This window comes from Pseudomonas sp. NPDC090203, assembly GCF_044746765.1.
Lineage (GTDB): Bacteria > Pseudomonadota > Gammaproteobacteria > Pseudomonadales > Pseudomonadaceae > Aquipseudomonas > Aquipseudomonas putida_AD.
The window spans coordinates 337117-351220 of sequence record NZ_JBIVCV010000004.1; the positions used below are offsets into that span (position 1 = coordinate 337117).

The following is a 14104-nucleotide window of genomic DNA, read 5'->3' on the forward strand; positions in this document are numbered from 1 at the left end:
CCGATCAGAGTCTTGGCGAAGTGTCATTATGGTGTGCTGAAAAGCGCGGGGAGTGACACTGACGAGACTGTCAGCCGGGCGTTCTTGACCGGCTGGTTCACGTTAGAGCCTTGAAGTTCGCACGAAATTGCTGGGGCGATACCCCTAACCGCCGTTTGAACACTTCCCGCATACGATGGGCGTCGCTAAAGCCTGTCCTGTAAGCCACGACCTTGAGAGCAGCCGTTTCGGACTCCAGCATTTTCCTGGCGGCGTCTACCCGGGCACGCTCAACGAATTCGCCGGGCGTGATTCCGGTTTCGCGCAGGAAAACGCGAGCGAAGTTGCGGCTACTCATGCTGCTGATCTCTGCCAGGCGCGCAATGCTCAATTCGGACATCAGATTGGAAAGCACATAGTCTTGCACATGTTTCGCAAGCGAAGTGCTTTCCACGCCCGTGGTCAGGTAGGGGCTGAATTGAGACTGTCCGCCAGCACGTTGAGTAAACACGACCAGTCTTTTCGCTACATTGAGCGCGACCTCGGGACTGTGGTCGTGGCTGACGATATAGAGCGACAAGTCGATACCCGCTGTGATGCCAGCTGAGGTCAGCAAATTCCGGTCATGAACGTATAAGTGGTCCAATTCCACATGGGCGGTTGGGCATAATGATGCGAGCGCCTGCACGTCGCTCCAATGAGTCGCTACTTTGCGTCCATCCAGCAGGCCTGCGCGGCCGAGCATGAACGCTCCATTGCAAATGGAACCGTACCTGTTGGAGCGACCAGCGACTTTTCTCAACCAGTCGTAGACGTCCTCTGACATCGCCTCTGTAGGTAACGAGGGGCCGCCAGCGCACAGCACAAGATCAAACGCCACCTCGGATTGCTGGTAATACGAGTGAGGCGCGATGACCAGGCCATTCGAACAGGTTATCAAGCCTTTTTCCAATGAGATAACTTCAAAGGCGTAGTGCTTCTCTGCGGGCAGGAAGCGGTTGGCTTCGGCAAACACATCCATTGGGCCAGTGACGTCAAGTGACTGGACGCCTGGGAATACGACAACGGCAACAGTACGAATCATGCGAGCTCACTCCGGCAACCCCGCGCATGGCGCGTAAAGTCCGCGCTTAGAATAACGTTTCTCGTATCTATTTCGTATCCGTTGGCGCAAGTCGTCAGAAGGTTGGCAACTGCGGCTGCCACAGCAGGCATTTCGTTCTCTATGTAAAGCAGCGCGCTGCCGCAAGAGCACGAACACCAAGCTGTTTGAACAGCGCCAGAACCTCAGCGAATTCCCCAAGCCCTCCCTTGAGTCGGATCGTGAGTCATGTCAGTCCTCTTTCATACAGTACCGTCGGCTGTCGGACTGTAGAGGAGGGCAGGAGCCCTCCTTCGAGCAGCGGTTATCCTTCGTCTGTCACCCGGTTGATCAGGGTGCCAATCCCCGCGATTTCGACCTCGACTATGTCACCCTCTTGCATCCACAGCGGTGGCTCTCTGAATGCGCCGACCCCACCAGGTGTGCCGGTGGCAATCACGTCGCCTGGCAGCAACTCTGTAAAGGTCGAGATGTAGGCAATGAGGTCGCCTATCTTGAAGAGCAGGTCATCGATGCCTGAGCGCTGAACCTCATCCCCATTCAGGCGGGTGATCAGGGTCAGTTTGTCGACATCGGGTATTTCGTCACGGGTGACGATCCACGGTCCGAAACTTCCGGAACCTACAAAGTTCTTGCCTGCCGTGAACTGCAAGGTATGACGCTGCCAGTCCCGGATTGAGCCGTCATTGAACAGGCTGTACCCCGCAACGTGATCGAGGGCATGCTGTGCCTGGATGTGGCGCCCACCTCGGCCGATTACGACAGCAAGCTCGCCCTCGAAGTCGAAGGCTTTCGAAGCCTGCGGTCGGATGAGAGGCTGCTCGTGGCCAACCTGGGCACTCGCAAACCGGGTGAACAAAGTAGGGTGCTTCGGCACTTCTCTACCGGTCTCCTCAATATGTCTGGAGTAGTTGAGACCTACGCAGAGCACCTTGTCCGGATTCGGGATTGGAGGGAGCCACTGGATATCCGTGAGGGGGATGCGCGGCGCTCCCGAAACAGTCTTGAGGTCACTCAACCCTAGTGGTGCTCCCAGTACCGATTTGAGATCCGGATATGTGGAGCCCAGCACATGCTCCGCATCGAGCACGTGATCGTCTATGACAATACCGTAGGAGCTGCGGCCGTTATGGAGAAAACTGGCAATTCTCATCAGGTCTCTTCTTCTGTTATTCGAGAATGATCAGGACATCGCCTTCATCGACGGTATCGCTTTCGGCTACGCGGATTTCCTTGACCACGCCGGCAGCGTCAGCCTCTACCGGGATCTCCATTTTCATCGATTCCATGATGATGACCTCGTCGCCGTAATCGACTGTCTGACCTGGTTGAACGTTGATCTTCCAGATGTTCCCGGCCATTTGTGCTTTGATTTGACTCATGAAAAAACTCCGAACGATTCAAGTTGGCCAGGGTTAAACCGGGTAAATGCCGTTGCGGCGGTCGATGCGCGGGATAACTCGACGGCTGTAGATCGTGAAGCGACGAATCAGGTCGTCACGCAGGTGATCAGGATCAATGACGGCCTCGAAAGAGAACTGGTCCGCCGGGTCGAAGGCGTTGATGTCCTTTGCGTATTCCTGCCGTTTCTCGTTGATGAAGCGTTCACGTTCTTCGGGTTCCATTGTCTGGATCTCGTTGAAGTGAATCGCGTTGATGGCCGCTTCCGGTCCCATCAGTGCGGGCATTGCGCCAGGGAGAGCCAGTTGGGCGTCCGGCAGGGTCGGGCCGCCGGACATGGCGAGGTAACCGCCGCCGTAACCCTTGCGGATCATCACGGAAATTCGCGGCACCTTCGCTTCGCATACCGCGTGCAGCAGTTTGGCGCCGTGACGAATGATCCCGGCTTTCTCCACCGCACTGCCGATCATGTAGCCACTGATGTCCTGCAGGAAGAGCAGAGGCACACTGAAGGCGTTGCACGCCCAGATGAATCGGGTGGCTTTGTCAGCGCTGTCGTTGAACAGGACGCCACCTTTGTTCTTGGAGTTGTTGGCCACGATTCCGACTGGCCGGCCTCCCAGATACGCCAGGCCTGTGAACATCTCCTTGGCGAAAAGAGCTTTGACTTCAAAAAGGCTGTCTTCGTCGACCAATGCCTCAACGAGCTCTTTAACGTCGAATGGTCGGTTCTGGTCTGGCGGAACGATGTCCACGATTGCCCGGCCGGCTCGCGGTTTACGGGCTTCGCGAAGTGGCGGCAGTTCACTGTTATGCGACGGGAAGAAGCGTAGATAGTCGGTCGCTGCCTTAAGCGCTTCCTCTTCCGTTTGAGCGAGGTAATCACCGAGACCGCTCACGGCGCAGTGCATGCGTGCACCACCCATCTGTTCTTCCGTGACTTTTTCACCAATCGCCATTTCAGCCAGTCGAGGCGAACCCAGGTAAGCGGTGGCCTGCTTGTCGACCATGATGATCACATCGCACAGTGCGGGTACGTAGGCAGAGCCAGCAGGTGAGGGGCCGAACAGGACGCAGATTTGTGGGACTACGCCAGATATCTGTACCTGGGTATGAAAGATATTTCCCCATGCGATACGACCGAGGTAGCAGTCGAACTGGCTATCAATACGGGCGCCCGCGCTGTCGACCAGGTAGATGATCGGCATCTTGTTTTCGACCGCGATTTCTTGCATGCGCACGATCTTGCGGAAGGTGTGGTATCCCCAGGTTCCTGCCTTCACGGTCATGTCGTTCGCGATCACGGCGACCTCACGGCCGTCAATTTTGCCAATCGCTGTCACGACTGCATCGCCTGGCATTCCACGCGATGCACCCACCAGCAAACCGTCCTCGATGTATTCGCCGCCATCGTAAATCATCTCCAGGCGCTCGCGTACCAACAGCTTGCCCTGAGACTTGTGTTTGTCTCTGGCTTTTTCAGAGCCGCCGGCCAAAGCAATTTCTACGCGACGATTCAACTCGTTGACGTTCTCGATGCCACTCATGCTTTCACCCCTTTCTTGTTAAAGAATTTTTCGATGCCACGACGTAGTTCTTCTGAACACATGAACGCGGGGCGCAGCCCACGAGCCAGTTCCAGGCCTTCTGTGAAACCTACAGATGAGATCTTGTGGAATGCGTGCTTGCCGCGTTTGACGGTCGCCGGTTCAAGCTTCGACAAGGCAGCAACGTGTTGACCGACCAGGTCGTCGAGCTGGTCGCGGCCAACGACTGCATTCACCAAGCCCATACGCAGGGCATCAGCTGAGTCGATGGTTCTACCGGTGAGAGCCAGGTCAAGTGCGTGACGTTGGCCCAATCGATTGAGAAGGGCGGGGAGGATGAACAGGGGAAAGAGGCCAATCTTGATCTCAGGCGAGCCGAACGTAGCGTCTTCGCTGGCGTATGCAAAATCGCACGCTGCAACGAGCCCGCAAGCGCCTGCCATGGCCGACCCGACAACGCGAGCAATGACTGGCTTGCTGAGGGTAGGGATCAGTCCGAAAAGGGTCTGCCAGGGTTCTCCTGTTTCCCATAGCTGCGTGGCGCCAGCGTCGACCGTCGCCAGAAACTCGTCCAGGTCACCTCCGGAGGAAAAATATTCACCCTCGCCCGTGACCACGATGACTCGTACATCCGGGTCTTGGTCGAGAGCGTTAAGCGCGTCGACCAGCGCCGCAGCTGTAGCGGTTGCTATGGCGTTGCGCTTGGGTGGGTTGCTGATGATCAGCTTTGCGCACGGGCCTTCGCGCTGAATAAGCAGGTCGGTGGAGGTCAAGCTGTTCTCCTTCTTGCTTTAACGAACGGTTGTTAGTTTTGTCGAATATAGCTAGGCTGCGTATGCAGCACAACCCTCGCTGCCCATTTTCTTGGTAGTTGGTAGCTGAAGCCGCAGCTCTGCGGGGTGTGGTCATGCTGAGAAAAGCAAGATATATACTTACAGCCGTTAGTTTATGGAGGTTGCCGTGACACAACAAAAATTATTGGTCGCGAATCGCGGAGAGATCGCTTGCCGGGTTTTTCGCTCCGCCAAAGCGCTGGGTATTCCTACGGTCGCGGTCTATTCAGACGCCGATGCGGATGCCCAGCACGTCAAGGCTGCGGACGAGGCCTACTGGATTGGGCCCTCGAAGGCGACCGAGAGCTACCTGGATGCTGCCAAAGTGCTCAAGGTAGCGAAGGACCATGGTGTGACGCTGGTTCATCCTGGCTACGGTTTTCTTTCAGAGAACACGGATTTTTCCGATGCATGCAGCGCTGCCGGTATTGCTTTCATTGGTCCCACCGCCGCAGTCATCAAGGCGATGGGTGACAAACAGCGGTCGCGCCACCTGGCCATTGAGGCCGGGGTTCCGGTTCAGCCAGCGGCTGAGAATGTTACAGCCAATGATCCTGCATCTCTCATCGCCGCTGCCGAAGCAGTGGGTTATCCACTGCTGGTCAAGGCTTCTGCGGGCGGCGGCGGGATTGGTCTCAAGCCTGTGTATGAGGTAGGAGAGTTGGTCGAGGCCGTTGCCGGGACTCAGCGGATGGCCGAGCGCGCGTTTGGTGATGGGACAGTCTTTCTTGAGAAGTTGATTCTGAGCGCCCGGCACATTGAGGTGCAGGTGTTTGGTTTTGGTAACGGAAAGGCAGTGCACCTGTTTGAGCGAGATTGTTCCATCCAGCGTCGTTACCAGAAGGTCCTCGAAGAGTCCCCGGCACCCAACGTCCCTTGCGACGTTCTGGAGCACATGGCAGCGGCAGCTGTAAGACTGGCAGAGGCTTGCCACTATGACGGTGCCGGCACAGTCGAATTTTTGTACGACGACACTACCAAGTCGTATTTCTTCCTGGAGATGAACACCCGCATCCAGGTAGAGCATCCCGTCACCGAGGCGGTGACAGGTGTAGATCTCGTAGCGGCCCAGATCCGACATGCTTTGGGGGAGGATCTTTCTGTCGAGATGGCTCAGAGCGCTATCAAACATGAGGGTCATGCGATCGAGGCCCGGATATACGCCGAGTCCCCCGAGCGTAAATTCATGCCCGCCCCAGGGTTGATCGAAAGTCTGGAATTGCCCGTGGTAGAGGGGGTTCGCATCGATACCGGTTTTGTGGCGGGCGATCGTATCACGCCGTTCTACGACCCGATGGTGATGAAGATCATTGCTCACGGCACTGATCGCAGCGAGGCACTTGACCGTCTGAAGCAAGCGTTGACCCAGTTGAAAATCGGCGGTCTGCGTACCAACAGGGATTTTTTGCTCAACGTTCTTGAACACCCTTCGTACATCGATTCGGCCGTTCATACCCGGTTCATTGATGTGCATTCAGCCAGTCTGTTTCCAGCTGTCCAACCTGCTTAAAGGAGCCTAGAGCTATGGCTGCTACAACCCCGAATATGCCCGGTCTGGAGTTGCTGCCTGAGCTGGCGTCGCGTTATGTCGACGTTGCGGCACTTCCGTGGAAGCCGACACCGACCCCAGGTGTTGATATGAAGATCCTGGTACAGGATCAGGAGACTGGTCTGCTGACTGCGCTGTTCAAGTGGGCGCCAGGGACGGTCTTGCCACTTCATGAGCATGTGGAGATCGAGCAGACGTACGTGCTCGAAGGCAGCATCGTGGACGATGAGGGAGAAGTCACCGCAGGCAATTTCGTTTGGCGTCCGCGCGGCAACCGCCACTTGGCCCATTCACCGAACGGCGCTTTGGTGATCTCTTTCTTCCTGCGGCCGAACAAATTCATTGGCGGCGAATTCGCAGGGCAGACATTGGAGTAAGTGTGATGAGTGATCTTCCCAAGCGTATCGTCATCAACGAAGAAGGGCCGCGAGAAGGCTTTCAGATCGAACCGAATCCAATCCCGCTCCAGCGCAAAGTCGAGCTGGTCGAGGCGTTGGCCGAAACAGGGCTCAAGCAAATCGACTGCGTGTCCTTCGTCAACCCCAAGCGGGTTCCGGGCATGGCCGACGCTGATCAGTTGGCTGCAGCCATTACCAAGAAGCCCGGTGTTCGTTACACCGGCTTGTGGTTGAACCAGCAGGGGCTGGAACGTGCGTACCTTTCTCAGCTGGATGTCGTGGGCGCCATCCGCGTAACGGCGTCCGAGACGTTCTCGGTCAAAAATACCAACAAGAACATCGAGCAGACACTTGAGGAGCAACGTGCCTGGTTGAAGTCTTACGCTGAGCACGACGTTCCGGTCGAATGGGGCTACGTCATGACCGCTTTCGGCTGCAATTATGAAGGATACATGCCCATTCCTCAGGTCGTGCGAATGGTCGGGGAAGTGCTGAATCTTGCGTGCGAGGCTGGTGTGGAACTCAAGGGCGTCTACCTGGCGGACACCGTGGGTTGGGCCAATTCGCTGATGATGGAGCGCACCATTGGTGCCGTGCGCGATCAATGGCCTGACTTGCCGCTGGCGCTGCATCTGCACGACACCCGGGGCACAGGGCTGGCGAATGTTTACGCTGCGCTGCGTCTTGGCGTCGCAAAATACGACAGCTCATGCGCAGGGCTAGGTGGATGCCCGTTTGCAGGCCAGCGCGGAGCTGCTGGAAATATCTGCACTGAGGACCTGGTGTTCATGTGCGAGGAGATGGGTATCGAGACTGGGGTCGATCTGGACCGTCTCATCGAAGTTGCTCGACTCGCTGAAGACGTATTCGGCCGACAACTCCCAGGTAAGGTGATGAGAGGTGGAAGCCTGGCCAGGTACAAGGGGTGAGGCTAGGGGTGTCACCTCTTTCAAGCAGCCGGGTTGTGCTGTGGTGATTTTCTGAACGCTCCTTTGTTCTTTGCCCCGAGGTTGTCCACTCGGGGCTATTTTTTTGGTGTGTTGAGCGCGCGGTCTGACCAAATCAAGAGCATAAAAGAATCCAGAGCCTGGCCGGACTCTGGACGAGTTCTGTTGTGAGCAGTCAGATCTTCTGCTTGGGACGGCCTGATGGCCGCGCCATCACTCTGGTCGTTTGTAATTGAGCATTCGCAATGCCAGCTCGATGTGTAGCTTCTCGAGCTCCTCGATGCTCATTCGCCCCTTGGGGTCATACCACGAGCAAATCCCGGTCAGCATCGAGATAAGCGCCTTTGTGGTGAGATTGCAGTCAGCGACCTCAAAGATGCCCTCTTCGACACCTTCTTCAATCAGCTGGCGCACGCGGCGTTCATATTCGGCACGCAGCCGCGTGACCATCCGATAGTTGTCCTCATCCAGGCTACGAAGCTCCATGTTGCCGATGAAGACCTCCTGCCGTCGACGCGTGTGAAAGTCGATGTGCACAACCACCATGCCTTCAAAGCGCGCCAGCGTGGTCGGCTGGAAGTCAACCCTGTCGGTGAACTCCATCAGCAGGTCACGCATCACCGCCTTCAGAACGATAGCGAGAAACTCCTGCTTGGTACTGAAGTAGTTGTAGAGCGAACCTGCTTTCATGCCCACCTTTTCGGCGAGCATTCGCAGCGTCATGGACTCATAGCCATGAGTGCAGATCAGTTCAACGCCCGCAGCGTGGATGGCCTGCTCGGTCACTTCTCGTTTCGCGCCAACTGGTCGCATCTGATAAGGGGTCTCGGTAATTAGTGAATGGGTGGGTCGCTTATCGCGTGAGGTATCCGCCATCAACGGGCAACATCGCGCCGGTAATATAGCTCGCCAACGATGAAGACAGAAACAAAGCGGGTCCGACAAGCTCGTTCGGATCGCCGATGCGTCCCATTGGGACGTGATCAAGAAATTTCTGGCGCCGATGTTCGTCCTCGCGGGTCACGGCTGACATCGCCGTTGGAAATGAGCCCGGCGCCAGGCCGTTAACCCTGATGCCATCGGCCGCCAATTCGGACGCCAGGGCTCGTGTGAACTGAAGAACAGCTCCCTTTGAAGTGCAGTATGTCGACAATTCGAACCCCGCGGCATAGGCGCAGATCGACCCGATGTTAAGCACCGACCCCGCGGTCTGCTTGAGGTGCCCAATGAAAGCGTGAGTGACGTTGAGCATCCCTGTGACATTGACGTCCAGGGTTTTTCGCCACTTCTCTGGAGTGGACTCACTTTCAAAGGGGCCGCGGAATAGCAGGCCGGCATTGTTTACGACGATGGAGACGTCACCAATGGTGTCTTGGATTTCGGCTGCGAGTTGCCGGCATGCCGCCTCGTCGGTGACGTCCAGACCGAAGCTGTGAGCATTGCCTCCTTGCTCGTTGATCGCGCTGGCAGTCTGAGCGGCCGATTCCGCGTTGATGTCCACCACCAAAACATGTGCCCCTGCCTTGGCAAAGCCGTGGGCGAGGGTTGCGCCGTTTCCTTGCCCGGCGCCGGTGATGAGCGCGAGGTCGCCGTCGAGGCTGAGGTTTGCCGTTGCCATACCTGTCTCCTTTTTTGTTTTAAAAAACTAACGACCGTTATCTTTCTCCATTTTCTGACAAATATCAACGACTGAGCGGCGGTAGAGCTTTTATATGGTCGAGCAGCAGGGCAGAAGCGCGCACATTTTTCTGAAGGCTTTGAAAATTTACATCTTGAAAACGAACGCCTGTTAGGTATTCTTGCAGACAAATATTTCGCCGGGGGCTCCTTCGTCTCGGTTCGGTTAAAAATAATTACAAGAGGGCACCACATGTCGACACGAATGCTGTTGGGCGGTCACATCACTCACAACGCCAAGCGCTACCCGGACAAGGTCGCGCTGATCGATAAGCACGGTCGTACCACGTATGCCGAGCTGGAAAAGGCAGCTATCAAGGTTGCCAACGCGCTAACCGCCCAAGGCGTAGGGCGGGGGGACAAGGTTGCGTTTGTCGCTTCGGCGAGCCGTAAGTGGGTCGAAGCGTTCTTTGGCATTGTGAAGCTTGGGGCAGTCGCCGTTCCCCTTAATTATCGCGAGACTTCAGAACAACTGGCGATGATGCTGGACGACTGCGCAGCGAAGCTTCTGTTCGTATCGAGCCAACACGTTGAAGGCTTCTGCGGACTTCTGTCTTCATTACGTATTCCTGTGGTTTCGCTGGATGCGCTGGATGCGTTCACAGCCGATCACGGTCCGGTTATCGATGAGGTCGACGGGGTATCGACTGATGACCCTGCGGTGATTCTTTACACCGGTGGGACCACGGGTAGATCCAAAGGTGTGCTGCTCAGTCATGCCAACCTGTTCTGGAACAGCCTGGATGAGATCATCGATACCCGGATGGTCGAGACGGACAACACCCTCATTGCGACGCCGCTTCATCACTCGGCCGCGCTCAACTGCTGGCTGTTGCCGCACCTCTACCTCGGCGCGACGGCGACCATTCTCGAGAAATATTCGACTGAGGAGGTCCTGCAGACCATTGCAGCGCAAGGTGTAACCAATACCTTCATGCCCCCCTCACTGACCCGTGAATTCATCCTGCACCCACTTTCCAGAACCCTGAATCTTCAGAGCTTCAAGCGTTGGTACGTGGGGAGCGGAATTCTCACCGCTCACGATCGCCAGGCAATGAAGGAGTGCATTCCGGGCGTTGAAATTTTCTACCAGTACGGCCTGACCGAGGCTGGGCCGATCGCCACGGTGCTCAAGGAGGAGGACTACCTGAAGGCTCCTGATTCTATCGGCAAGGCGTTCATCAACATCGAAGTCGCCATTTTTGATGATCGAGGTCAGGTTGCAGCGCCTGGTGAGATTGGTGAAATCGTATTGCGTGGCCCGACCGTGATGCTGGGATATCACAACAGACCGGACGCTACCGCCGAGGCGATCGACAAGGATGGCTGGCTACACACGGGCGACCTGGCGCACATGGATACCAACGGCTACGTGTTTTTCTACGACCGCTTGAAAGACATGATCAAAACGGGCGGCTTGAACGTCTATTCCCAAGAGGTCGAGGCAGTGCTGTCCAAGCATCCGCTGGTGCGCGAGGTGGCAGTAATTGGGTTGAGCAACGAACGTTGGGGAGAAGAAGTCACCGCTGTCATCGTGCTCAAGTCAGGTGCCGAACCAGACACCGACGCTCTCATCGCACACGCCCGAGAACGCTTGGCCAGCTACCAATTGCCCAAGCGGATCGAATTCATCGCGTATGAACAGATGCCGTTCAACCACAACGGCAAGATCCTCAAGCGTGAACTGCGTCAGCGCTTCCAGCCTGCGAATTCAAGGTAACTACATGACTATCGGATTCGAAAAAATCGGCAGCGTCGGGCTGGTCACTATCAACCGTCCGCATGCGATGAATGCCATCGACCTCGACTCGCATCTCGCCTTTCAGGAGGTGTGGAGGGGAATTAATTCGGACGATGACATCCACGTCGTGGTGATCACCGGCGCAGGCCCCAAGGCGTTCTGCTCCGGCGCGGACATTGGCACGTTCCTGCCGTATCTGCAGCAACGTGCGAAACAGGAGCTGGACGATGGGGATTTCTGCGGAATCAATCGCAGGTCGCCCACGACGAAGCCGATCATTGCGGCCATCAACGGTCTGGCTTATGCAGGCGGCCTGGAGATCGCGCTTGCCTGTGATGTTCGTATCGCAGTTGACCACGCCAGGTTTGCCTTGCCCGAGCCGCGCTGGGGAGTGATCGCAGGTGCGGGCGGGGTAACGCGACTCGCTCGGGTCATCCCTTCAGCTCTGGCGACGCAGATGATCCTCACCGGCGAGCCTATTTCTGCCGAGCGGGCTTTGAAAGAGGGCTTGGTGAGTGAGTTGGTATCGGCCGAGCAGTTGATGCCTCGCGTGCTGGAGATCGCGGAGCAGATCGTCAGGAACGGCCCGCTCGCCGTGCGCGCATCCCTGCAGGTCATTCGTCGCGGAATGGACTGCGGGCTGGATGCTGCCCTCGAGCTCGAGAGGACGGCGTTTCGCAGGGTTCTGCTTAGCCAGGACTTCGAGGAGGGTATTGCTGCTTTCACAGAAAAGCGTGCCCCGGTTTATCGCGGTATTTGATGACGTTCGTGATGAGCAATTCGATGAACCTTTGTTCTATCGGGACGGGGCCAGGTGCTATCCAGCCCTGACGCTGATTCAGGAGTGAAAATGTCGCAGTGTTTGACTGAGCTTGTCGAGCTTTTCGACATGGAGATTATTGAACAGGGAATATTCAGAGGGCAGAGTCAGGAGCTCCACCTTCCTCAGTTGTTCGGTGGGCAGGTGCTGGGCCAGGCAGCGAAGGCTGCCACGCTGACAGTGCCTGCGTTCAAGGCCCTTCATTCCATCCATGGCTATTTCATTCGCGCCGGCCGCGCGTCGGCGCCCGTGTTGTATGAAGTCACGTCTGTTCATGATGGTCGCAGTTTCAGCAACCGACAGATAAAGGCAAGTCAGGATGGAAGGGTGATTTTCTCTGCGTCAGCGTCTTTTCAGATCGCCGAACCGGGGTTCAGCCATCAGCCTGAAATCGAGCAGACTCAACAGCCTGAGACTTGTGTGCGGGAGATCGAGTTGCTCAACGGCAGGAGCGATCTGGCAGAGCAGGTCAGGCTCAGGTATTCGGCGGCGAGAGCGATAGACATTCGCCCGGTTGACCTCATCGATCCGAGCTCACCGCACAAGCGTGCCCCCTTGAAGAAGTTCTGGTTCCGAGCGGATGGGAGCCTTCCGAACGATCCTGTACTCCATAACAGTGTTCTCGCGTATGCGAGTGACATCGGGCTTCTGATTACCTCGTTACTTCCCCACGGGGTTTCGGATTTACAGGAGGATATGCAGGTCGCAAGCCTGGATCACTCTCTCCGGATTCATTGCCCTGTCAAAGTGGATGACTGGCTGCTCTACGCGATGGATAGTCCTTGGGCTGGCAGCGGTCGAGGTCTATCAAGGGGGCTGATCTATGACCGATCGGGATCATTGATTGCAACCGTATGCCAGGAAGGACTGATCAGGAAGCATGGATTCTCTTGATGAAACAAGGCCGCTCGTTGCTGTCCATTTGGACGTCTGGCTCGCTGTTCAGAGGTCGGTCATCGCGGCGCGAAGGGGATGACTGGTCTGCCAGGGTCACTGGCCACCACCGTCGCGTGCGAAGCGCACGCCGTAATCTCGCGGGCTCACGCCCATGCGGCGGATGAAGGCTTTTCTCAACACGTCGATGCTGCGGTAGCCGCAGATTCGCGCAATGTCTTCCAGGGATCGACCGCCTAATTCGAGCGCTCGACAAACGGCCTCAATGCGTACGTCCTCGATGTATTTCGCCGGTGTGGTTTTCAAGTCACGTTGGAACAGTCGGATCAGGGTCCTGACGCTTATGGACAAATGGTCGGCTAGTATTTCGACGGTGAGCTCTGAATGCAGATGTTCGCTGATCCATACGCAGAGTTCGTCCAGGTTCGAGCCGGGATGGTGTTGAGACTGGAGTGCGATGCTAAATTGCGCCTGTCCACCTGGTCGGCGCAGGAATAAAACCAGATTCTTCGCGACTTCCAACGCGATGTCCTCACCCAGGTCCTCCCCCACCAGCGCAAGAGCCAGGTCGATCCCCGCAGAGATTCCCGCTGAGGTATAGAGATTCCCGTCTTTTATCCAGATCGGATTAGGGTCCACGTTTACCAAGGGATACCGATCGGCCATGTCCCGAGCCATACGCCAGTGAGTGGTCGCTCGACGACCATTCAACAATCCTGCGTGAGCCAGCGCAAAAGCACCTACGCAGATTGAACAGAGACGCCTGACCTTGGGCGATTGCTCCCGAATCCATTCAATTGCGTTCTCATCCAGCTGCTCTGCAGGATTCCAGCCAGACGTCACGATCAACGTATCGATTGCCCTGCCAGATGTTTGCTCTTCCTGGAGCGTGTGATGAGCAACGAGCGCTATGCCGGTGTGACTGGGTATCTGGGCCTCGCCTGCTGAAGACACCAGTTCCACCGAGTAGGGTTCCGGATGCTCTCTGCAAAGACTGTTCGCGAGGGCGAACACTTCCGCAGGCCCAATTACATCCAGGGCATCAACGGGGGGTAGAGCAAGAATCAGAACCCGCTTGCGAGAACCCAGTTTTGCAGGGTGAACCGTTTTGGCATGGGGCATTGGGAGCGCTCGCGCATAAACCTGTTCGTCATTTGGCACAAATCATCAATAAATTGTCAATTTGTGCCAGTCGAAAAAAACTAGACTCGCGCAG

General features: G+C 56.5%; 14 protein-coding genes. 6 read left to right on the top strand and 8 right to left on the bottom strand.

Translation table 11 applies throughout. From position 1 onward, the window contains the following. Window positions 1–97 precede the first annotated feature (97 nt). From ACIPO9_RS09370 to ACIPO9_RS09390, 5 genes are all read right to left on the bottom strand, one after another. On the bottom strand, window positions 98–1063 hold the full coding sequence (locus ACIPO9_RS09370) for a GlxA family transcriptional regulator (RefSeq protein ID WP_400780310.1): 966 nt from the start codon (window positions 1061–1063) through the stop codon (window positions 98–100). A gap of 322 nt (window positions 1064–1385) precedes the next feature. Beyond that, window positions 1386–2234: a fumarylacetoacetate hydrolase family protein gene (locus ACIPO9_RS09375; protein WP_400780312.1), complete on the bottom strand. Its 849-nt coding sequence runs from the start codon at window positions 2232–2234 to the stop codon at window positions 1386–1388. Between the two features lie 16 nt (window positions 2235–2250). Next, window positions 2251–2463, bottom strand: coding sequence for an acetyl-CoA carboxylase biotin carboxyl carrier protein subunit (locus ACIPO9_RS09380; protein ID WP_400780315.1), 213 nt, complete (start codon window positions 2461–2463; stop codon window positions 2251–2253). 33 nt (window positions 2464–2496) lie between these two features. Continuing rightward, window positions 2497–4029: an acyl-CoA carboxylase subunit beta gene (locus ACIPO9_RS09385; protein WP_400780318.1), complete on the bottom strand. Its 1533-nt coding sequence runs from the start codon at window positions 4027–4029 to the stop codon at window positions 2497–2499. Next, the gene (locus tag ACIPO9_RS09390) at window positions 4026–4802 is read right to left on the bottom strand and encodes an enoyl-CoA hydratase/isomerase family protein (RefSeq protein ID WP_400780320.1); all 777 of its coding nucleotides are present in this window, start codon (window positions 4800–4802) and stop codon (window positions 4026–4028) included. The genes ACIPO9_RS09385 and ACIPO9_RS09390 overlap by 4 nt, the downstream gene beginning before the upstream one ends. Window positions 4803–4989: 187 nt before the next feature. On the opposite strand from ACIPO9_RS09390, the gene ACIPO9_RS09395 reads away from it, so the two are divergent. The 3 genes from ACIPO9_RS09395 to ACIPO9_RS09405 are packed head-to-tail and all read left to right on the top strand — an operon-like array spanning window position 4990 to window position 7738. Next, window positions 4990–6372 carry an acetyl/propionyl/methylcrotonyl-CoA carboxylase subunit alpha gene (locus ACIPO9_RS09395; protein WP_400780322.1) on the top strand — a complete coding sequence of 461 codons (1383 nt, stop codon included), beginning with the start codon at window positions 4990–4992 and terminating at the stop codon, window positions 6370–6372. A 14-nt stretch (window positions 6373–6386) separates the two neighbouring features. Beyond that, window positions 6387–6788 carry a cupin domain-containing protein gene (locus tag ACIPO9_RS09400; RefSeq protein ID WP_400780325.1) on the top strand — a complete coding sequence of 134 codons (402 nt, stop codon included), beginning with the start codon at window positions 6387–6389 and terminating at the stop codon, window positions 6786–6788. Window positions 6789–6793: 5 nt separating this feature from the next. Then, window positions 6794–7738 carry a hydroxymethylglutaryl-CoA lyase gene (locus ACIPO9_RS09405; RefSeq protein ID WP_400780327.1) on the top strand — a complete coding sequence of 315 codons (945 nt, stop codon included), beginning with the start codon at window positions 6794–6796 and terminating at the stop codon, window positions 7736–7738. Between the two features lie 231 nt (window positions 7739–7969). Here the strand turns inward: ACIPO9_RS09405 and ACIPO9_RS09410 are convergent, their stop codons facing one another. Both ACIPO9_RS09410 and ACIPO9_RS09415 read right to left on the bottom strand, forming a co-directional pair. Beyond that, a complete protein-coding gene (locus ACIPO9_RS09410; protein WP_400780329.1) occupies window positions 7970–8542 on the bottom strand; it encodes a TetR/AcrR family transcriptional regulator in 573 nt (190 codons plus the stop codon). Window positions 8543–8609: 67 nt separating this feature from the next. Continuing rightward, entirely contained in the window at window positions 8610–9374 is a 765-nt protein-coding gene (locus tag ACIPO9_RS09415) for an SDR family NAD(P)-dependent oxidoreductase (RefSeq protein WP_400780331.1), read from the bottom strand. A 252-nt stretch (window positions 9375–9626) separates the two neighbouring features. Between ACIPO9_RS09415 and ACIPO9_RS09420 the strand changes: the two genes are divergently transcribed. The 3 genes from ACIPO9_RS09420 (at window position 9627) to ACIPO9_RS09430 (ending at window position 12888) form a co-directional block, all read left to right on the top strand. After that, complete coding sequence (locus ACIPO9_RS09420) at window positions 9627–11153, top strand: class I adenylate-forming enzyme family protein (protein ID WP_400780334.1); 1527 nt, start codon at window positions 9627–9629, stop codon at window positions 11151–11153. 4 nt (window positions 11154–11157) lie between these two features. Further along, window positions 11158–11934: an enoyl-CoA hydratase/isomerase family protein gene (locus ACIPO9_RS09425; RefSeq protein WP_400780336.1), complete on the top strand. Its 777-nt coding sequence runs from the start codon at window positions 11158–11160 to the stop codon at window positions 11932–11934. Between the two features lie 90 nt (window positions 11935–12024). Then, window positions 12025–12888 carry an acyl-CoA thioesterase gene (locus ACIPO9_RS09430; RefSeq protein ID WP_400780338.1) on the top strand — a complete coding sequence of 288 codons (864 nt, stop codon included), beginning with the start codon at window positions 12025–12027 and terminating at the stop codon, window positions 12886–12888. 96 nt (window positions 12889–12984) lie between these two features. Here ACIPO9_RS09430 and ACIPO9_RS09435 read toward each other — a convergent pair whose 3' ends face one another. Then, a complete protein-coding gene (locus ACIPO9_RS09435; RefSeq protein WP_400780340.1) occupies window positions 12985–14010 on the bottom strand; it encodes a GlxA family transcriptional regulator in 1026 nt (341 codons plus the stop codon). Between the last annotated feature and the right edge of the window lie 94 nt (window positions 14011–14104).